Genomic DNA, 20,491 nt, shown 5'->3' with positions numbered 1-20,491 from the left:
CGCCGTCAAGGAAGGCCGTTACATGCCGAACCTGGTGTGTTCGTAGCGTGGATCAGGGCCGTTTTCGAGTTTGCGCACAATCCCGCTGTCGTCGAAATAAACCGTCATCATCGAATTCCAGACGCCGCTTTCCTTGTAACCGTAGTTCCAGCCGTTCAATTTCACGCGGCTGTAGTAGATGGTTTCGATCGGCTTGCCGATGGTCCGCAAGACATCGTTCTCGTTAAACTGATTCACTTTGATGGTGGCGAATTTTTCCAGGGTCAGTACTTGCTCATAGGAAACCAACTTGCGATCCGGGCCGATTTTTGCCATGTAGGTCGCCTGGCCAAACGGGCCGCGTGAATACTCCAGTAATACATCATTGCCGTCTTGATAAGTTCCGGTCGGTTTCCCCAGGCGGGCCAGCACCTGCGCCTCAGGTTCGCCGGGATTGACGGGCGGTGCCAGGAGAGAGGCGCAGCCGCCAAGGCTCAGCAGCAAACTGGCTAAAAGGGTGGGAAAAAGGTGCTTCATGGCAATGCTCCAATATTGATTGTTGTCGGGTGCGCTAACTATTTGAATCAGCAGGATTTTTGCTATATACTGCGCGTCTGGTCATTTGACCGGATTCTTTAATTGTTTGTTCACGGTGCATAGGGTTACGTACTCTGTACACCGCTTGTGAAAGGTAAAGCATGACTATCGAAAAAACTGCCAAGGCCGCTATTATCACTGATAATGCGCGCGGTCAAAACGACACCGGCTCCCCAGAAGTGCAAGTTGCGCTGCTGACAGCCCGTATCAACGACTTGAACGGTCACTTCAAAGCCCACGCTAAGGATCATCATTCCCGCCGCGGCCTGATCATGATGGTTAACCGTCGTAAAAGCCTGCTGTCCTACCTCAAAGGTAAGGACCTGAACCGTTACCGCTCGCTGATCGAAAAACTCGGCTTGCGTAAGTAATAGTCAGTGCGCGACTCGTCGTCGGCCTCCGATATTTTTAGCGACATCCAGTTTCGATATTTCGTGACGATGTCCGTGGTCCGTCGATAAGTTGAAAAAAAATGCCTGTATCAGTCTCTGATGCGGGCATTTTTGCTTTTGCGGCAGATTTATCTCTGCACGAGTTTGAAAAAGTTAAGAAGTTTAGAAGTTAGTGTTAAAGGCAAGGAGACGGCAATTCATTGGCAACAGCCAGCGATGAATCGTCTGTGGTGAGGTGAACGACAGCGCCTGAAAATCTGTCGGCAAAATGAAAGGATATATTGTGTTTAATAAAGTTACGAAGACATTCCAGTATGGTCAACATCAGGTTACCCTGGAAACCGGCGAGATCGCTCGCCAAGCCTCCGGCGCAGTGCTGGTATCGATCGAAGATACCGTTGTGCTGGCTACCGTTGTGGCACGCAAAGATGCCAAGCCAGGTCAGGATTTTTTCCCGTTGACCGTTGATTATGTTGAAAAGACTTACGCTGCTGGCCGTATCCCAGGCGGTTTCTTCAAGCGCGAAGGCCGTCCTTCCGAAAAAGAAACCCTGACATCGCGCCTGATCGATCGTCCGATCCGCCCGTTGTTCCCAGAAGGTTACCTGAATGAAGTGCAAGTCATCATTCACGTGTTGTCGGTCAATCCTGAAATCGATCCTGATATCGCTGCAATGATCGGCGCTTCGGCTGCATTGTCGGTTGCCGGTATTCCTTTCGCCGGCCCGGTTGGCGCTGCGCGCGTTGGTTATATCGACGGCCAGTACGTCTTGAACCCGACCACTTCGCAACTGGCCAAGTCGGCCATGGATCTGGTGGTTGCCGGTACTGAAACCGCAGTGCTGATGGTGGAATCCGAAGCCAAGCAATTGTCGGAAGAAATCATGTTGGGTGCGGTTGTTTTCGGCCACGAGCAATCGAAGGCTGTTATCAACGCGATCCACGAACTGGTACGCGACGGCGGCAAGCCTGAAGTTGAATGGAGCCCGGCGCCAAAGAACGAGGCACTGATCGCTCGCGTTGCACATTTCGGCGAAGCCAAACTGCGTGAAGCCTATCAAACCAAAGACAAGCAAGCTCGTACTGCCAAGTTGAAAGATGCTTTCGCTGAAGTCAACACAGCACTGGCTGCTGAAGCTGCATCGATCAGCGCTGCTGCGCCTGACTCTTCGGAAGTCAGCGGCATCCTGTTCGATCTGGAAGCCAAGATCGTCCGTTCACAGATCCTCGAAGGCGAACCACGTATCGACGGCCGCGACACCCGCACCGTGCGTCCGATCACGATCCGTACCGGCGTTTTGCCGCGTACCCACGGTTCGGCACTGTTCACCCGCGGTGAAACTCAAGCGCTGGTAATCGCAACGCTGGGTACCGCACGCGACGAACAAAAGATCGACGCGTTGATGGGCGAGTACTCGGACCGCTTCATGCTGCATTACAACATGCCACCGTTCGCAACCGGCGAAACCGGCCGCGTCGGTACGCCTAAGCGCCGTGAAATCGGCCATGGCCGTCTGGCTAAGCGCGCACTGCAAGCAGCATTGCCGGCACCGGAAGATTTCAGCTACTCGGTACGCCTGGTTTCGGAAATCACCGAATCCAACGGTTCGTCGTCGATGGCTTCGGTCTGCGGCGGCTGCCTGGCATTGATGGATGCCGGTGTGCCGATGCAAGCACACGTTGCCGGTATCGCCATGGGCCTGATCAAGGAAGGCAGCAAGTTCGCCGTCCTGACCGACATCCTGGGCGATGAAGATCACCTGGGCGACATGGACTTCAAGGTAGCGGGTACTGCCAACGGTATCACTGCTTTGCAGATGGATATCAAGATCCAGGGCATCACCAAGGAAATCATGCAGGTCGCATTGGCGCAAGCTAAAGAAGGCCGCATCCATATCCTCGGCAAAATGCAAGAAGCGGTACCGCACGGTAAAACCGAGCTGTCCGATTTCGCACCACGCCTGATCACCGTCAAGATCAATCCGGAAAAAATCCGTGACGTGATCGGCAAGGGCGGCGCTGTGATCCGTGCGCTGACTGAAGAAACCGGCACCCAGATCGATATCAGCGACGAAGGCGTCGTGACTATCGCTTCGGTAGATGCTGCTGCAGGCCAGGAAGCCAAGCGTCGTATCGAAGAACTGACGGCTTCAGTTGAAGTCGGCAAGGTCTACGAAGGTACAGTCTTGAAGCTGTTGGACTTCGGCGCAATCGTGCAAGTATTGCCGGGCAAAGACGGTCTGCTGCACATCAGCCAGATCGCCAATGAGCGCGTGAATGCGGTTGCCGACTACCTGAAAGAAGGCCAGCAAGTGCGCGTCAAGGTTCTCGAAACCGATGACCGCGGCCGTTTGAAACTGTCGATGAAGGCAGCTCAGTCTGACGAAGGCGGCGAAGCTGCTCCGGCAGCGGCGCAGTAAATCCACAGTAACTTAGCTGTTAAAAAATGCCCGGGATGCAGATGCATCCCGGGCATTTTTACGTTTACAGATACAAAGGAAGTAGGGTGGGCAGGATGTTCTGCCCACGCTGAAGCGCAACCGTCCGCGTGGGCATGGGTGCCCACGCTACGCGAAAAAAAGCCGCCGGAGAGAAAACTCTCAGGCGGCTTTTTGTCGTTGAAGCGAGATTTAATCGAACACAGGCGATTCCACACCCAGAATCTTGTGCAGCTTCGGCGATGTGGTGGTGTACTGCATATGGATCTTCTTGTCCGGGAAGATGTACGGCGCAGCGCCGAAAGCAGCCAACGCAGCTTCATGGAAGCCCGACAGGATCAATTTCTTCTTGCCTGGGTAGGTGTTGATATCGCCGACCGCGAAAATGCCCGGCACATTGGTTTCGAATTTCTCGGTATCGACCACGCGCAATTGCTTGCGCTCGATATCCAGGCCCCATTCAGCTATCGGGCCGAGTTTTGGCGACAGGCCGAAGAATACCAGCAGGGTATCCAGCGGCAGGCGGCGGGTGACGCCATCCGGGCCGGTGACCTTGATTTCGCTGAGTTTGCCGTCCTTGACTTCGTGACCGGTGACCTGGCCAACCAGGAATTGCATTTCGTAAGCTTCGCACAAGGCTTTCATCTTGGCGACCGAAGCCGGCGCCGCGCGGAATTCTTCGCGACGGTGCAGCAGTACGACCGATTCCGCCTTGCCGACCAGATCCAGCGCCCAGTCCAGCGCCGAATCGCCGCCGCCGCAGATCACCAGGTTCTTGCCGTGGAACTGGACCGGATCCTTGACCCGGTAGAACAGTTGCGTATTGTCGAACTGGTCGATGCCGTCGACCTTGATGGTGCGTGGCTGGAACGAGCCGACGCCGGCCGCGATGAAGATGGTTTTGGTGATGAAGCGAGTGCCGGCCGAAGTTTCCAGATCGAAGCGATTGTCTTCGCGGCGCGCCACCAGCGTCACTTCCTGGTTCAGGTGGAAGGTCGGTTCGAACGGCTCGATCTGCTTGAGCAGGTTATCGGTCAGTTCCTGGCCGGTGCAGACCGGGACTGCCGGAATGTCGTAAATCGGCTTGTCAGGATACAGTTCCACGCACTGGCCGCCGACCACCGGCAAGGAGTCGATGACATGAGCCTTGATTTCCAGCAGGCCGAGTTCGAAGACCTGGAACAGGCCGACCGGACCGGCGCCGACGATGACGGCATCGGTCTCGATCGGTGTGCTGTTGGCGGAGTTGAGTGCTGCTGCAAGCTTGACGTTGGTATCCATAACGACGATCTGATTCCTGTTTCAGTTGGGTCCCCCAAAACGCCGTGGCGGTGTGCTAACGATGGCTGCGACGGCGATTGGATTAAAATTTCGCGAATTTCAGTCTGACGGCGAATAAATGCTGCGCTGTGGCTGGGGGCAATGGCCTGGCTTAAATTGGTGGCTTGAATGGTGGCCACCACTGCACTTGGCCGCCATGCAAACGGCGGCAGACAGGCAACTTAGCGTTGCAAAAATTCCAGCTTTTCTTTTACATCTTTCCATTCCTCTGCTTCGCCAAGGGGTGCAATGGTCTTGGTGATCGATGGCCAATGGCGCGACAGGTCTTCATTCAGTTTGATGAAATGCAGCTGATCGGCAGGCACATCTTCTTCTGCGTAGATGGCATTCACCGGGCACTCGGCGACGCAAACTGCGCAGTCGATGCACTCGTCGGGGTCGATCGACAGGAAATTCGGGCCTTGGCGGAAGCAATCAACCGGGCATACATCCACGCAGTCGGTATAGCGGCAGCGAATGCAGGATTCGGTCACAACGTGGGTCATAACAACAGTCCTATCTGTAAATGGTCTTGAAGCGGGTCTTGAGGCGGCGGCAGGGGTTTCCCAGCAAGCGGCGCTGTTCTACGCACCCTGTCGCAAAGCCTTGTATTTTAAGGTAATTCGAGGTTTCCCACAAACAGCTGTTATATAGAATCCATATAAGCAAATGTGAAATTCACATTAGCCGCAAATGCCGTTGTATCCGCAGTTTTACCATATCTGTCCAAGGTTTTTTGAGGCGACCGCTGGATTACTTGCGCGAACTTGGCAAAATGGCTATCGTGAACGTCTTTGTTGCTATGGAATAATTATGTCATCGTCCACGGAAGGCTCCACCAAAGCCATATTTTATGCGTTGGGCGCCAATGGCGGGATTGCGCTGGCCAAGTTTGCCGCGTCGATCTATACCGGTTCCGGCGCGATGCTGGCGGAAGCCATTCATTCGCTGGCCGATTGCACCAACCAGGTATTTTTGCTGATCGGCCTGAAAGAAGCCCGGAAACCGGCCAACTCATCCCATCCCATGGGTTATGCGCGCGTGGTTTATTTCTGGGCGATGATGGTGGCGCTGCTGTTGTTTTTTGTCGGCGGCGCGTTTTCGGTCATGGAAGGCATTGAGCATTTCAAGCATCCGCAGCCGATCAGCGCTCCTTGGGTGGCGTTGGGCGTGCTAGGGGTGTCGGTAGTGCTGGAAGCATTTTCCCTGCGCGGAGCGATGGTGGAAATCCGCAAGATTTCGCAGGGCAAGTCATTCATGCGGTGGTTTCGCGAAACCCGGCAGTCCGAACTGATGGTGGTGGCAGGTGAGGATATCGCCGCGCTGGCGGGTCTGGCGTTGGCATTTGTTGCGGTGCTGATGACCGTGATCACCGGTAACCCGCTGTGGGATGCCTGCGGAACGATTGCGGTAGGCGTGTTGCTGATGGTGGTCGCAGTAATGGTGATACGCGAAGTGAAAGCTATGGTTACCGGGGAGTCCGCCGCACCTGAAGTGCATGCCGCCATCAAGGCGCATATTGAAGCCGACGCCGATGTGGCGAGCATCAGGAATCTGATTTCGATGCAATGGGGCGAGCAAGTCATGATCGCGGTGCAAGCCGTGATGCGGCCCCAGTCTTCCGATGTGGCGCTGATCGATGCGATCAACCGCATCGAGGCCGGGATCCAGGAACGCTGGCCGCAGGTGCACTGGTGTTTCTTCGAACCGGACCATGCGTTGTTGAAAGCGGCCGCCGCCGGAGCAGAATAAACAAACCACATTATTTTTATCATCAGGGAGCATTGCCATGAGCCAGCATCTGTCGCAGCTTTTTCCGCAGTCTCGTCAGCAATTTCGTCTCTTGTCGCTGATGCTCCTGTTCGCCTTCCCGGCCTTGTCGACCTATGCCGCGGGACCGGTCACATCGCCAAATCCAGTGATCCAGTCGATCCCTGCCAGTTCTGGGGGGAGTTCCAACAACTTGTCAACGGAAGATAAAAAGAAATTGCTGGCTGCACCTGAAACGGACGCGCAGGCAAACCCGGCCGGTAGCGGCGTGATTTTCCAAGGTGGCAATTATTGCGACGATTTACAGCAGCAGATCAAGCGTACCCAACCGGCCACTGGCAGCTTGAATCAAACCGCGAACGGCAAGGTTCCGCAATACGACGAGCGCAGCAAGCTGGAAGCGCGCTATCGCAGCGAATGCGTCAAATAAGCTGCTTGCAGTCGCTTTGCCTGGCTGCTGTTGTAAGATGCGAAAACGATTCCAGGCAGTCCGGCAGCAGCCATTCTCTCAGTCATCACCGTCCCGCATTCACATACCATGATCATTACTTCGCTGCTTGACACAGATTTGTATAAATTCACGATGATGCAGGTGGTATTGCATCATTTTCCGGCTGCAGATGTGGAGTATCGCTACAAATGCCGCAATAAGGGAGTCGACCTGCGGCCCTATGTCGATGAAATCCGCGATGAAATCGCCGGTCTGTGCCGTTTGCGCTTCCAGGAGCAGGAACTGGCTTATCTCGGCGGTTTGCGTTTCATGAAGAGCGACTTCATCGAATTCCTGAGCCTGTTTCATCTGCAGCAAAAATATATCAGCGTGCAGCCGTCGGCGGCGGATAACGGCGAAATCGATATCGTGATCAAAGGGCCGTGGCTGCATACGATTCTGTTTGAAGTGCCGGTGCTGGCGATCGTCAATGAAGTCTATTTCCGTGCCACTGAGACTGCGCCGGATTATCTGGAAGGGCGCAAGCGCCTGCAAAGCAAGATGGCGCTGATTCGCGACGATGCCGCCATGGCCGGTTGCAAAATAGCCGATTACGGCACGCGCCGCCGCTTTTCCCGTACCTGGCACGAAGAAGTGGTGCAGACCTTGCAGCGCGATTTCGCGCAACATCTGGTCGGTACCTCCAACGTCTATTTCGCCATGAAATACGGTATGACCCCGCTGGGCACCATGGCGCACGAGTATTTGCAAGCCTGCCAGTCGCTCGGTCCGCGCTTGCGCGACTCGCAGATTTTCGGGTTTGAAATGTGGGCCAAGGAATATCGCGGCGATCTCGGTATTGCCTTGTCCGATGTTTACGGCATGGCGGCATTTCTGCGCGACTTCGATTTGTATTTCTGTAAATTGTTTGATGGCGCCCGCCATGACTCCGGCGATCCGTTCGAATGGGGCGAGCGCCTGATCAAACATTACCAGGACAATCGTGTCGATCCGTCGACCAAGTCCCTGGTGTTTTCCGATAGCCTCGATTTCGGCAAGGTCAACGCGTTGTACCTGCGTTTCAAGGACCGGACCCGGGTGGCGTTTGGCGTGGGCACCAATCTGACCAATGACCTGGGTTACACGCCATTGCAAATCGTCATAAAGATGGTGCGCTGTAACGGCCAGCCGGTCGCCAAGTTGTCGGATACACCATCCAAGAACATGTGCGATGACCAGGCTTATCTGAACTACCTGCGCCAGGTTTTCGAGATCGCCGACCCTGTTGCCGTAGCAACATAGTGCAGCACATTTGTTATTTATTTGATATCTATTTTGTGCTAAAATACCCCGCGCCTTGATCAAGCACCGATCAATTGCCGATTGATCACCTTATCCGGAAGACTACATTGCATAAAAAAATCCTAGCTATCTTGATTGCCTTCCTGCCTGTAGCCGCGCAGGCAGCAGAACTGGACGGCGCGCAGCTGTCGGTCTGGTGGGGCGTGCCTTTCATGGGCTTGCTACTGTCGATCGCGCTCGGGCCCTTGTTGGCGCCGACCTTCTGGCACCATCATTTTGGCAAGATCACGGTAGTCTGGTCGGTGGCTTTCCTGATTCCATGCGCACTGGTGTTTGGCGTGCCGACAGCCGCCGCCGGCGTGGTGCATGCCTTCATGGCAGAGTATTTTCCCTTCATTATTTTGTTGCTCGCCTTGTTCGTGGTGGCTGGCGGCATTTGCCTGCGCGGCAATCTGCATGGGACGCCGGCGCTGAATACCGGCCTGCTGGCAATCGGTACTCTGTTGGCGAGTTTGATGGGTACCACCGGCGCTTCAATGCTGCTGATCAGGCCATTGATCCGCGCCAACGACAATCGCAAACATGTGGTGCATATCGTCGTGTTCTTCATCTTCCTGGTAGCCAATGCCGGCGGCGCCTTGACGCCGCTTGGCGATCCGCCTTTGTTCCTGGGATTCCTGAAGGGCGTGGATTTTACCTGGACCCTCAAGAACATCTTTGGCGAAACCATGTTCATGTGGGGTTCGCTGCTGGTAATTTTCTATTGTCTCGACCGCTTTTATTTCCATAAGCGCGAAGAAGAGTTTGCGCCGTCGCTGGATCCGACGCCGGACGATGCCAAACTGCGCTTCGAAGGAAAATTCAACTTTGTGCTGCTGGCCGTGGTGGTCCTGCTGGTGCTGATGAGCGGCTTCTGGAAGCCAGGAATCACCTACGACATCTACGGCACGCCCGTGGAACTGCAGAATCTGCTGCGGGACGGTTTGCTGGTCGTGGTGATCCTGGTCTCGCTCTGGCTGACGCCGAAAATCGCCCGTGAAGGCAATGATTTCAGCTGGGGACCGATTCTTGAGGTTGCCAAATTGTTTGCCGGGATTTTCGTCACCATCGCACCGGTGATCGCCATGCTGCGCGCCGGCGAGCACGGCGCTTTCGGTATGGTGGTCAGCGCTGTCACCGGCGCCGACGGCCAGCCCAATAACATCATGTATTTCTGGGCCACCGGCATACTGTCTTCCTTCCTCGACAATGCGCCGACCTACCTGGTGTTCTTTAACACAGCCTCCGGCGACGCTGCTGAACTGATGACCAGACTGGCGGCGACTCTGGCGGCGATTTCCTGCGGCGCGGTGTTCATGGGCGCCAACAGCTACATCGGCAATGCGCCGAACCTGATGGTGAAAGCCATCGCGGAAGAACGCGGCATCCGCATGCCGTCCTTCTTCGGTTACGTGGGCTGGGCTTGTGTAGTATTGTTGCCGTTGTTTGTGATAATGACGTTTATTTTCTTCTGATGGTGGCAGAACGATGAAACCAAAGATATTGATGGCGCGTGCGGTGTTTCCAGATGTGATCGCAAGGTTGCAGCAGTACTTCGAAGTGGAAAGCAATCAGGAAGACCGCATCTTCAGCGCCGCGGAGCTGGCTGAAAAATTGCACGACAAGGATGGCGTGATAGCCACCGCCAGCGAACGTATCTCAGCTGAATTGCTGCAAGCCAGTCCGCGTCTGAAGGCGGTATGCAACCAGGCTGTCGGTTACAACAATATCGACGTCGTCGCGGCCACCAAGGCCGGGGTGATGGTGACTAATACGCCGGACGTGTTGAACGAGACCACGGCCGATTTCGGCTGGGCTCTGCTGATGGCTACCGCGCGCCGAGTCACCGAGGCAGAGCACTGGCTGCGAGCCGGACATTGGAAACAATGGCGCTACGACAGTTTCCTCGGTGCAGACGTGCATGGCGCCACGCTGGGCATCATCGGCATGGGACGTATCGGCCAGGCGATTGCGCGGCGTTCAATGGGCTTCGACATGCAGGTGCTGTATCACAATCGTTCGCGCCTGGCGCCAGAGCAGGAGGCGCGCGCAAACAATGCGCGTTATGTCAGCAAGGAAGAGTTGTTGGCCACTGCCGACCATGTAATCCTGGTGCTGCCGTATTCGAAAGAATCGCATCACACCATCGGTCCTGCCGAACTGGCGTTAATGAAGCCCGGTGCGACCCTGGTCAATCTGGCGCGCGGCGGCATTGTCGACGACCTGGCGCTGATTGCCGCTTTGCGCGACAAGAAAATTGCGGCTGCCGGGCTGGATGTGTTCGAGAACGAACCAGCTTTGCATCCTGATTTTCTGGAATTGTCGAATGTGGTGTTGACGCCGCATATTGCCAGCGCTTCGGAGCCTACGCGGCGGGCGATGGCAGATTGCGCGGCGGATAACCTGCTGGCGGCATTGTTGCCGACGACAGAGCGGAAATGGCCGCCGAACCTGCTCAATCCGGAAGTGCTGGGCCGGGTAACTCTTAGCTAGTCCGGCCCGGATTCTGCTTTTGTCGTAGGGTGGGCACCTGTGCACACGCGTTACCGTGATATCCGGAGTGCGAGCTCAAGCGATACCGAAGTAGACATCTGCGCGTAGTCAGTCCACGCGTGGGCACGATGTGCCCACCCTACGCGACTGCTTTAATTTTTTAATCTTTCAGGCCTTCGACCAGATCGATATATTGCTGTTGGGCGTCGGTCTGGCTGGCGCCTTTCAGCTCATTCCATGCATCCCATTTGGCGCGGCCGACAAAATCCGTCATGCCAGGGCGCTCGCCCTGGACGTCGCCGCTGCTGCCTTGTTTAAACAACGAATACATTTTCAACATGGTCATGTTGTCAGGGCGCTCGCTCAATGTCTTTGAGTCGGCCTGGGCTTGTTCGAACTGGGCTTGGAGGGTCATAAGGGTCTCGTAAGGGTAGAGGGAGAAAGTCGAATCAAACGAATCAATCGGTAACGGCGCCAACTACTGCAGAACCCGCTTTCACGGTGCCTTCTACCACGGTAGCACCAACGCTGACAGCGGCGCTGCCAACGCTGATGCCGGCGCCGACCACGCTGGTTGTGACACTGACGACGGTACAGCCGGCAAACAGCGGCAACGTCACCAGCAATGAGGCGATGCGGCGAACATTCAGAACGGCATCAGGCAAACTGAATTTTTTCATTGAGCGGCCGTTGCGATTGTCGGGTGAGACGAACTTACACGCCCAGTAGTTCAACTTCAAAAATCAGGGTAGCGTTTGGCGGAATAACGCCACCGGCGCCGCGTGGGCCATAACCCAGCGCTGCCGGAATGATCAGCGTGCGCACGCCGCCGATTTTCATGCCTTGTACGCCTTCATCCCAACCTTTGATGACATGGCCGGCGCCCAGCGGGAATTCGAACGGGTCGCCGCGATCCTTGCTGGAGTCGAATTTCTTGCCGGCGCTGCCGTCGGAGTTTTGCAGCCAGCCGGTGTAATGCACGGTCACATGATCGCCTGCTTTGGCTTCAGCGCCTTGGCCAACGGTGACATCTTCATACTGCAGGCCAGAAACGGTAGTGGTGGTCGACATGGGAATCCTTTAAAAGTAGTCAATAATTGCCAGGCGGCGCAAGAGTTTACGCTCGAGCCAGCTGCCCTGCCAAGTGGAGCAGTGTAAACCAAAATTCAGCCAGCAATCCATGCGGCGAGGCAAACTAGTGGGTTGCCTCGGCACGCCGGCAAAAGTCATTTAAATCTATAGGCAGCATTCATGCACGGTAAAATAGTCGTTTTTGCTTCTCAGAGTTCCTTATGTTCGTTGTTACGTCTGTTTTTGTTCGTCGTTCTGTTGTAGCCGCTTGCGGCTTGCTGACCGCATTTTCCACTTTCGCGGCAGCACCTGTCGCTGCAACGGCCGTTCTTCCTGCTACTGCCAACAACAATACAGTGGTCGTGCTGAATTCGCGCGACGCCACCATTACTTTGCTGGACCAGACAACTTACAAGGAAATCGGTACATTTCCAGTCGGCAAGGAGCCGCATCACCTGATGCCGACGCCAGACAATAAATCGCTGATCGTGGCCGCCGCCACCGGTAACTCGCTGTTGTTCCTGGACCCCAAAAGCGGGCAGATCCAGAACCAGGTGAAGGATATTGTCGATCCTTACCAAATCGGTTTTTCGCCTAATCAGAAATGGTTTATTGCCAACGGCCTGCGCCTTGACCGTATCGATATTTATGGTTACGACGGCAAGAGTTTGAAACTGGCCAAGCGCCTGCCGCTGCCGGCCATGCCTAGCCATATGGCATTCACCGCCGACAGCTCACTGGCTTTCATCAGCCTGCAAGGCAGCGACGAACTGGCCGCTGTCGATCTGGCAACGCAAAAAGTGAAATGGACCATACCTGTCGGCAAGCAGCCGGCTGGCGTGTACATGACGCCGGATAATAAATATCTGTTGGTTGGCGTGATGGGCAGCGACTACGTTGCCGTGATCGACTGGCGCACCCAGAAGATCATCAAGAAAATCAAGACCGGCGACGGCGCACATAATTTCCGTCCGCAAGGCGATAATCGCCATCTGTTCGTTTCCAACCGGGTCGCCGGCACCATCAATGTGCTCGATCTGAACACGCTGGAAAGCGTTGGCAGCATCACCGTTCCCGGCGGGCCGGATTGTATGGAAGTGACAGCAGACGGCAAGACCATGTGGGTCACCCAGCGCTGGCTCAAGCGGGTTTCGGTGGTCGATTTGACAATGCGCAAAGTGATCAAGTCGATTCCGGTCGGGCGCTCGCCGCACGGCATCTATTTTCATAACCGTGCTTCTGAAGTGTGAAGCATATGTTTTCCTGCAGGTTTCCCGCAACCCGGCATAGTTTATTGGCAGCAGCCGTGGCGTTGGCAACATTGGCGCCGGCCACGCTGTCACTGGCGCAGTCAACCAAGGCATGCAGCAGCGGTATGCTTTATCTGAGTTTCGATACTGGCAGCCAGTCGCAGGCCGAGTACATCGCCCAGACCCTGAGGCGGCATCACATCAAGGCCACTTTTTTCATGGCCAATGAAAAAACCGTGAATGGCGATTACACGCTGGATCCTGCCTGGGCGCCATTCTGGAAATCGCTGGTGGCTGACGGCCATGCCTTCGGTACCCATACTTTCGACCATGTTTACGCCAAGCGCGACCTGGCCGATGGCAAGATTGAAGTGAAACCGCAGTTCGGCGCCAATGGCGGCAAGCTGCTGGCATGGACGCCGCAACAATATTGCGATGAACTCAATCGCGTCGACCAGCGTTTCCAAACTCTGACGGGTAGCCATATCGACCGTTTCTGGCGCACGCCCGGCGGCCATCTGACGCCGCACACGCTGGCGGCAGGGGAAGCCTGCGGGTACAAGCACGTGGCTTGGGCCGAAGCCGGTTTTTCCGGTGACGAGCTACCCAGCGATAAATGGCCAAATCAGATGTTGCTGGAGCGCATGCTGAAAAATCTCAAGGATGGTGATATCGTCATGGCGCATCTGGGAATCTGGTCACGCAAGGATCCTTGGGCGCCGGCGGTGCTGGAACCCTTGATCGGCGGCCTGGAAAAAAAGGGTTTCTGTTTTGCGACGCTGCGCGACCATCCCGCCTACAACGGCAACTTGAAAGGGCCGGTCGCCGAGACTAAAGCTGGAAAGGTTCATAAGGCATCATGATCAATACCTTGGTGGACTGGTTTGCAAGCGCCCAGGCCTGGCTGTTCCAGGCCGTGGTGCAGCCGCTCATGTTCCATGCAGGATTTAGCGAATATCTGGAAGACGCTTTCGACGGCACTGAATGGTTCCTGATCGGCGTCTGCGAGTTGATCGTCCTGTTCCTTATCCTGCGACCGCTGGAAGCAGTGATTCCAGTGCATGCTTTTACCGACCGCCGCGCACGCTTGACCGATTTCATTTATACCGTGTTGTACCGTCTCGGTGCTTTTTCGATGCTGGTGTTCTTCCTGGTCGATCCACTGATGGCAAAGGTCACTGAGTTGCTGCATCTGCAAGGACTCAATCCATTTAACCTGGAAAACCTGTTGCCTGGTTTTACCGACCAGCCTTTGATTACCTTCCTGATGTATCTGCTGGTGCTTGACCTGTGCGAGTACTGGTATCACCGTGCGCAGCACAATGTCGGCTGGTTATGGGGTTTGCACAGCTTGCATCACAGCCAGCAAAACATGAACCTGTGGAGCGATGATCGCAATCACCTGCTGGACGGCTTGATTCACGATGTCATGCTGGCCCTGGTAGCGCTGGCGATCGGCGTCGAGCCAACACAGTACGTGCTGCTGGTGTCAGTCACCCGCATGTTGCAAAGCCTGCAACACGCCAATGTACGCATTCACTTTGGTCGCCTGGGCGATGCCATTGTCGTCTCGCCGCGCTTTCATCGCTGGCACCATGCGATCGGCATCGGCCATGAAAGCAAAGGGCACGGCACTATGGGCGGCCATAATTTCGGCGTGCTGTTTGCATTCTGGGATATCTTGTTTCGCAGTGCCTGGTTCGGCAAGACCTTCGAACATACCGGAGTGCGCGACCAGTTGCCGACGGCAAGCCGGCCGGCCCGCGACTATGGCCAGGGTTTCTGGTCGCAGCAATGGCTGGGGCTGAAGCGCATGGTTGAATTTGCCAGAAGGTCGTCCCGCTGATGCGCCCGGTACTGGTAGCCTTCGGCCGGGCTTTATTGTCGCAGCTGCATTACCGCATGCTGATGCTGACTTTCCTGCCATTTGTATTATCCGTACTGGTCTGGGGTCTGGCCCTGTGGTGGGGTTTGCAACCGATGATCGACTGGCTGCAAAAGAATTATTTTGCCGGTAACGATGGCTGGGGCATAGCCAACTACGTGCCCGCCTGGCTCGGTCTGGGCGCGCTCAAGACTGTCATCGTTCCATGGCTGGCATTGTGGGCTCTGCTACCGTTGATGATTCTGACCGCCTTGCTGTTCGTCGGCGCGTTTGCCTTGCCGGCAACTGCGCGTCACATCGGTCGTCGCCACTTCCCGGATCTGGAGCTGCGCAAGGGCGGCTCGCTGCTCGGCGGTATGTGGACTTCGTTTAGCGCCTTCCTGCTGTTTTGTGTATTGTGGCTGGTGACGTTGCCGCTATGGTTGATTCCACCGTTCGCCTTCCTGATCCCGCTGGTATTGTGGGGCTGGCTGACGTATCGGGTGTTCGCTTATGAAGCCTTGGCGGCGCATGCCGACAAGGAAGAAATGCGGGCGCTGCTGCGGATTCATCGCTGGCCGTTGCTGCTGATCGGCGTGATTGCCGGCGCCATGGGGGCGGCGCCAACCATATTGTGGCTGGGCGGCGCCTTGTGGCTGGTGATTTTCCCGTTGCTGGCCGCCGGTTCGATCTGGCTGTACGTCCTGGTGTTTGTGTTCACCGGTTTGTGGTTTGAGTATTATTGCCTGGCGGCGCTGGCCAAATATCGGGCGGCGGGCCAGGCTGCTATCATTATTGCTGAACGTCACGACAGCCGGGTGATTCATCAATTGTCCGATGTTACAGATACATCGTCGCCGGATCAGGCTTGATGTGCCGGTTAGGATTCGGAGTTAAGATTTGATTTGTATAGAATACCTTAGCGTTATTCCTTGATTCATTGTCTTTCTACTCATCTTCAGCTCATCTTCAAATAAGCGGCGATCCCCATGGCAATCGGACTTATCATCATCGGCGACGAAATCCTGTCAGGCAGGCGAGTCGATAAGCATTTTCCGAAAATACTGGAAATGCTTTCCACCCGCGGGTTAAGCCTGGACTGGGCAGAATACATAGGCGACGATCCGGCCCGCATTACGGCGACACTGAAACGTACATTCGCCAGCGACGACATCGTGTTTTGTACCGGCGGCATCGGCGCCACGCCAGACGATCACACACGCCAGTGTGCAGCGGCGGCGCTTGGCGTGCCACTGGTGTTGCATCCGCAAGCGCGTGAGAAAATCCGTGAACGGATAGCCGACACCGCGCGCGACGCCGGTTTGGAAGTTGACTACGACACGCCTGATAACCTGCACCGGCTGAAGATGGGCGAGTTTCCGCAGGGCGCCGCCATCATCCCCAACCCGTTTAACAAGATTCCTGGTTTTTCAGTACCGCACCAGGGCGCGGGCGCACATTCGGGCGCACACTATTTCGCGCCGGGTTTCCCTGTGATGGCGTGGCCCATGTTCGAGTGGGTACTGGATACGTATTACGCAGACCGATTCCATCAGAATCCACAGCTGGAGCAATCGGTGCTGGTGTTTGGAGCGATGGAATCGACGTTGACGCCGCTGATGGAAGCCATCGAGACGGAGTTTCCCTTGGTTAAGGTATTCAGCCTGCCGCATGTTGGCGATGGCAACACACGGCGCCACATCGATCTCGGCGTAAAGGGCGAACCGGTGCAGAGCGCAGCGGCATTCAAGAAAATGCTGGCCGGCCTCGATCAGATCAAGGCAGAGTATCGGCCGGCTTAGTTGCGGGGCCGAGACATTTTCCATCCTTACTTATTTCATCGCTTATTTCCCCATTAATTTCCCCCGCTTATTTCTCAACTTATTTTTCAACTTATTTCTCCACTTATTTCTCCACTTAACCAAAGCGTTTGCCGCTAGAGACTAGCGGCAATCTGCTTCCATCTGATTGATATCACATGTTCGGATTCCTCTTTAAACGCGCTGATCGTAAAGCGCCACAACCGGTCGTTGCTCCTCAGGCTGCATTGCGTACCGAAGCCAAACAAGTGTCCGACCAGGCCAGGCAGCAAGCGCTGCAACAGGCACAGGCTTTGCCGGATGAAGCTGCTGCAGTCGCGTTCATTTTGCAATCGACGTTTGCCGACGCCCGCTTGTGCGCGGCACAGCGGGTGCAGTCGCGCGCAGCTTTGGAACAAGTACTGCAGGCATGCCGCAATACCGACAGGCGGGTTGCCAAATTAATGCAAGGACGGCTGGACAGTGGGCGTCAGCAGCAATTGATCGCCGACAAGGCGGCCGCATCCGTGGCGCAGGCGCAACGCTTGCAGCAAGAACTGCAACTGATGCCGAATCAGGTTGCAGAACTGGACCGTGGCTGGGACGCCAAGGATGTGCCCGCCGAATTACTGCAGCAATTCACGCAACTGCGTGCCGCACTTGCCGAGCGTTTGACGGCCCAGGCCGACTTGCAACGCAGCGCCATCGCTTCATTGAACAGTGTGCGCACGTTGCACTCACAGGCTAAAACGACAATGTCCAGTGCGCTGCAGCTCGAGCAGGAGCTGGATGCATTGGAATCGCAAATGGCAGTCTGCGCAGGTCATGCGGAAGCGTTGAGTTTGCCGCGCCATCTGGCTGCAGAATTCGCACAGGAAACCCAGGCATTACGCAAGTTGCTGTCGACTTTGCAGCAGCATCAATCGGCTCTGCAGGCGCGTAACGACGCGTTGGCAAACTGGGAAGCGGCCTCCGAAGCGCTGGATCCGGATACGCTGAAAGCCAGCTGGTCGGCATTGCCAAAATTGCCGGCGGCGTTACTTGACGACGGTTTGGAGCAACGCTATCAGGCGCTGTTGAAGCAACATGCGGTAGTGCCCGTCAAACCGCAAAAGATTCATGCTCCGGCGGCATCGCCCGAAGTGACCGAAGCGAACGAAGTATCGGGAGCAACCGCACGTCCGCAAATTGCCGAAGCTTTGGATGGCCTTGAAAAAGCCCTGGAAGACGGCGCATTGCAAGTGGCGATGGATTTCGACAAGGTGTTGCGCGCGATCGATTTCAAGTTGTACAAGCCGAACGCAAGCCAAAACACGCGTCTGGCGCAAGCACGTAGCGAGTTGACCCGGTTACAAGGCTGGGCGCGCTGGGGCGGCAATGTCTCGCGCGAAGAATTGACCAAGGCCGCGCAGGAATTGACGCTGCAGGAACTGGCGCCAGCCGAGCTGGCAAAAAAAATCGGCAGCCTGCGGGCACGCTGGAAGTCGCTGGATGGCAATTCGGGACCGGCGCCGAAAATCCTGTGGGAAGGATTTGACACAGCTTGCACCAACGCTTATACGCCAGTCGCTGCACATTTCCAGCAACAGGCGGAACAGCGGCAAGCCAATCAAGCCAATGCACGTACCTTGATCGATGAAGTGCTGCAGCATGCACAAGCGATGCTGCCGACGGAGGTGGCGCCGGACTGGAAAGCCGTCGCCCAGTATTGCCAGCAAAAACAACAGGCATGGAAAAACCTGGGGCCGATCAATCGTAGTGAAAAAAAGGCACTCGATAACAGTTTTGCCGCCGCGATCGACACCTTGCTGGCGCCGTTGGCGCAGCAACAAGATATCGAAATCGCCCGGCGAGAAAAATTGATCACCGAAGCGGCGCAGCTACCCGCCAACCAACGCGATACCGCCGAACGTGTGAAAGAATTGCAACAGCGCTGGCAAGAGCAAGCAAAGGCGCTGCCTTTGCCACGGCAGCATGAGCAGGAGCTGTGGGTGCGTTTCCGCAGCGCATGCGACGCCATCTTTGCTCAACGCAAGGAGGCCGCATCAAGCGCCGACGCAGAACGCCGCGACAATCTGCATCTGCGCGAAGAGCAATGCGCGTTGCTGGAAGCAGCGCTTGAGCGGACGGAAGAGGAATTGCCGAAAATTCTGCAACAAGCCCAGCAAGAGTGGGCGCGCAGCGGACAAGTGCCGCGTGCGGTTCAGGCGCAGATTGATGGGCGTTTCCAGGCCGCGCTCGGTGCTCTGCAAGCGCGGCTCGACCAGAGTCGGCAGCAGGCGGCGCTGGCGCAAGCCGACGCCCTGCGCGACAAACTGATTTTGTGTCAGCAAGTTGAAGCAAGCATCGTCCATGCGGATACAGGCTCTGCAGGAACCCGGGCCGAATCCGACTGGCGCAATAGCTGGCAAGCATTGCCGAAGCTGGCGCCGGTATTTGAAAAAGTCATCACGGCACGTTTCGAACGAGCGTTGCAGAATAGCGACAATTACGCCGCTACTCTTGCAACCCGGAGCCCTGTGTTACAACAAGAGTTGTTGCGTGCTGAAATCCTGGCCGGAATCGAGAGCCCTGCAGCGCTTTCGCGTGAACGTTTGCAATTGCAGGTCGAGGTGTTGCAAGCGTCATTGAAAGCGGGCGGCTCAGCGAGAAATATCGAGCAGCAACTGTTGCATATTTGCGACTTGCCAGCCTTGATGGATGAACCGACGCTGCAACGGCTGTTGAAACTGGTAGCCCAGGTCAAACCATAAACCTCTCTGGCACAACAACTGCGTAGGGTAGGGTGGGCAGTTTTCTTGCCCACGCGGCTGCCCCGGCGCAATGGATAAACCTTCCAGGCAAAAAAATACCCCGGTGAACCGGGGTAAATAACGATACCGGCGCTGCCGGGTACCTAGGAGATTCAGACAGGCGCGCCAGGCACGCCTGTTTTACAAATTACTTCTTGGTCGAACGAGCTGTAGTCTTGGTAGCAGCCTGGGACAGTTGGTCGACAGCGTTGTTGACGTTGGTTTCCAGAGTTTCAACAGCTTGCTTGGTGCTCTTGGCGAACTGTTCGTAACCGGCGTTGGCGCTGCCGATTGCCGATTTGACGAAAGCAACTGCGCCTTCTGCGCCTGGCGGCACGTTTTTCGATGCCTGGTCAACGAACTCGATGACTTTACGCTTGGTTTCTGCAACTTGCGCTTCTGCCGACTTGGTCAGTTCAGCTTGTGTGCTGGAAGCGATGCTGGCGAAATGACGACCGTAAGCAATGGCTTTTTCAGTGTTCGGCTGGGCCAGGGCTGCGCTCAGCGTGAAAAATTCTTGTGGGTCTTTAGCGGCAAACAATTTCTGGGTAGTGGCGTTCGACTCTTCCAGCGAAGCCTTGGCGGCGCTCAGGTTGAGGTCGATCAGCTTTTCCACGCCGGCAAATGCCTTGGTAGTGAAATCGGTGAACAGGGCCAGATTAGCTTCGAAATTGGCTTTGGTAGCGGCTGAAAATTGTTCTGCAACGGTAGACATGGCTTCTCCTAGGATTCGATACTGCAAAAAATGACAAATAGAACGATAGAGTGACTTAGGGGTGGCTAAGATCTAGCCGTTGATTGCGTCTGCCAATGGCCTTAAATGAACATTGTGCGTCGCAACAATTTCATTCTAAATTATTCTGAAACGGTGTCAAGAGAATTTTTGTGCGCTGCAATATATTGTTTATATCGTTTAAACAAAAGCTTATAAAGTCAAAGTATTAGCGTGAGGAAAC

General features: G+C 55.7%; 20 protein-coding genes. 13 read left to right on the top strand and 7 right to left on the bottom strand.

The window, feature by feature from the left end:
* Positions 1–18: 18 nt before the first annotated feature.
* Positions 19–516 (bottom strand): hypothetical protein, encoded by a 498-nt coding sequence (locus tag BM029_RS17980; RefSeq protein ID WP_092438341.1) that lies wholly within the window; start codon positions 514–516, stop codon positions 19–21.
* A gap of 161 nt (positions 517–677) precedes the next feature.
* Here BM029_RS17980 and rpsO point away from each other — a divergent pair, with 161 nt between their 5' ends.
* On the top strand, positions 678–947 hold the full coding sequence (rpsO, locus tag BM029_RS17975) for a 30S ribosomal protein S15 (protein ID WP_014007042.1): 270 nt from the start codon (positions 678–680) through the stop codon (positions 945–947).
* A 304-nt stretch (positions 948–1,251) separates the two neighbouring features.
* Complete coding sequence (gene pnp, locus BM029_RS17970; protein ID WP_092438392.1) at positions 1,252–3,387, top strand: polyribonucleotide nucleotidyltransferase; 2,136 nt, start codon at positions 1,252–1,254, stop codon at positions 3,385–3,387.
* 210 nt (positions 3,388–3,597) lie between these two features.
* Here pnp and BM029_RS17965 read toward each other — a convergent pair whose 3' ends face one another.
* The gene (locus BM029_RS17965) at positions 3,598–4,686 is read right to left on the bottom strand and encodes an NAD(P)/FAD-dependent oxidoreductase (protein WP_092415777.1); all 1,089 of its coding nucleotides are present in this window, start codon (positions 4,684–4,686) and stop codon (positions 3,598–3,600) included.
* Between the two features lie 221 nt (positions 4,687–4,907).
* Positions 4,908–5,231: a ferredoxin FdxA gene (gene fdxA, locus BM029_RS17960; RefSeq protein WP_092438339.1), complete on the bottom strand. Its 324-nt coding sequence runs from the start codon at positions 5,229–5,231 to the stop codon at positions 4,908–4,910.
* A 307-nt stretch (positions 5,232–5,538) separates the two neighbouring features.
* Here fdxA and BM029_RS17955 point away from each other — a divergent pair, with 307 nt between their 5' ends.
* The 5 genes from BM029_RS17955 to BM029_RS17935 all read left to right on the top strand — a co-directional run bounded on the left by BM029_RS17955 (position 5,539) and on the right by BM029_RS17935 (position 10,759).
* Positions 5,539–6,477 carry a cation diffusion facilitator family transporter gene (locus BM029_RS17955; RefSeq protein ID WP_092438337.1) on the top strand — a complete coding sequence of 313 codons (939 nt, stop codon included), beginning with the start codon at positions 5,539–5,541 and terminating at the stop codon, positions 6,475–6,477.
* Positions 6,478–6,514: 37 nt separating this feature from the next.
* Positions 6,515–6,925 carry a hypothetical protein gene (locus BM029_RS17950; protein ID WP_092438335.1) on the top strand — a complete coding sequence of 137 codons (411 nt, stop codon included), beginning with the start codon at positions 6,515–6,517 and terminating at the stop codon, positions 6,923–6,925.
* Positions 6,926–7,033: 108 nt separating this feature from the next.
* Positions 7,034–8,227 carry a nicotinate phosphoribosyltransferase gene (pncB, locus tag BM029_RS17945; protein WP_092438333.1) on the top strand — a complete coding sequence of 398 codons (1,194 nt, stop codon included), beginning with the start codon at positions 7,034–7,036 and terminating at the stop codon, positions 8,225–8,227.
* A 107-nt stretch (positions 8,228–8,334) separates the two neighbouring features.
* Positions 8,335–9,741 carry a sodium:proton antiporter gene (locus BM029_RS17940; protein ID WP_092438331.1) on the top strand — a complete coding sequence of 469 codons (1,407 nt, stop codon included), beginning with the start codon at positions 8,335–8,337 and terminating at the stop codon, positions 9,739–9,741.
* A 13-nt stretch (positions 9,742–9,754) separates the two neighbouring features.
* Positions 9,755–10,759: a 2-hydroxyacid dehydrogenase gene (locus BM029_RS17935; protein ID WP_092438329.1), complete on the top strand. Its 1,005-nt coding sequence runs from the start codon at positions 9,755–9,757 to the stop codon at positions 10,757–10,759.
* 160 nt (positions 10,760–10,919) lie between these two features.
* Here BM029_RS17935 and BM029_RS17930 read toward each other — a convergent pair whose 3' ends face one another.
* From BM029_RS17930 to BM029_RS17920, 3 genes are read right to left on the bottom strand one after another with little or no spacing between them, the layout of a single operon-like run.
* A complete protein-coding gene (locus BM029_RS17930; protein WP_092438327.1) occupies positions 10,920–11,174 on the bottom strand; it encodes an acyl-CoA-binding protein in 255 nt (84 codons plus the stop codon).
* 43 nt (positions 11,175–11,217) lie between these two features.
* Entirely contained in the window at positions 11,218–11,439 is a 222-nt protein-coding gene (locus BM029_RS17925) for a hypothetical protein (protein WP_092438325.1), read from the bottom strand.
* Positions 11,440–11,473: 34 nt separating this feature from the next.
* Entirely contained in the window at positions 11,474–11,830 is a 357-nt protein-coding gene (locus tag BM029_RS17920) for an FKBP-type peptidyl-prolyl cis-trans isomerase (protein WP_092438323.1), read from the bottom strand.
* 221 nt (positions 11,831–12,051) lie between these two features.
* On the opposite strand from BM029_RS17920, the gene BM029_RS17915 reads away from it, so the two are divergent.
* The 6 genes from BM029_RS17915 (at position 12,052) to BM029_RS17890 (ending at position 19,496) form a co-directional block, all read left to right on the top strand.
* Positions 12,052–13,080 carry a YVTN family beta-propeller repeat protein gene (locus BM029_RS17915; protein WP_092438321.1) on the top strand — a complete coding sequence of 343 codons (1,029 nt, stop codon included), beginning with the start codon at positions 12,052–12,054 and terminating at the stop codon, positions 13,078–13,080.
* 5 nt (positions 13,081–13,085) lie between these two features.
* Complete coding sequence (locus BM029_RS17910; protein ID WP_092438319.1) at positions 13,086–13,943, top strand: polysaccharide deacetylase family protein; 858 nt, start codon at positions 13,086–13,088, stop codon at positions 13,941–13,943.
* The gene (locus BM029_RS17905) at positions 13,940–14,926 is read left to right on the top strand and encodes a sterol desaturase family protein (RefSeq protein ID WP_092438317.1); all 987 of its coding nucleotides are present in this window, start codon (positions 13,940–13,942) and stop codon (positions 14,924–14,926) included. Before BM029_RS17910 ends, BM029_RS17905 begins: the two co-directional genes overlap by 4 nt.
* On the top strand, positions 14,926–15,816 hold the full coding sequence (locus BM029_RS17900; protein ID WP_092438315.1) for an EI24 domain-containing protein: 891 nt from the start codon (positions 14,926–14,928) through the stop codon (positions 15,814–15,816). The genes BM029_RS17905 and BM029_RS17900 overlap by 1 nt, the downstream gene beginning before the upstream one ends.
* Positions 15,817–15,933: 117 nt before the next feature.
* The gene (locus tag BM029_RS17895; protein ID WP_092438313.1) at positions 15,934–16,746 is read left to right on the top strand and encodes a competence/damage-inducible protein A; all 813 of its coding nucleotides are present in this window, start codon (positions 15,934–15,936) and stop codon (positions 16,744–16,746) included.
* A 176-nt stretch (positions 16,747–16,922) separates the two neighbouring features.
* A complete protein-coding gene (locus tag BM029_RS17890; RefSeq protein WP_092438312.1) occupies positions 16,923–19,496 on the top strand; it encodes a DUF349 domain-containing protein in 2,574 nt (857 codons plus the stop codon).
* A gap of 187 nt (positions 19,497–19,683) precedes the next feature.
* Here the strand turns inward: BM029_RS17890 and BM029_RS17885 are convergent, their stop codons facing one another.
* Positions 19,684–20,250: a phasin family protein gene (locus BM029_RS17885; RefSeq protein WP_092438310.1), complete on the bottom strand. Its 567-nt coding sequence runs from the start codon at positions 20,248–20,250 to the stop codon at positions 19,684–19,686.
* Positions 20,251–20,491 lie beyond the last annotated feature (241 nt).

This window comes from Collimonas sp. OK607 (genome assembly GCF_900111995.1).
Taxonomy (GTDB): domain Bacteria; phylum Pseudomonadota; class Gammaproteobacteria; order Burkholderiales; family Burkholderiaceae_D; genus Collimonas.
This window is presented reverse-complemented; position numbering and strand designations above follow the sequence as displayed.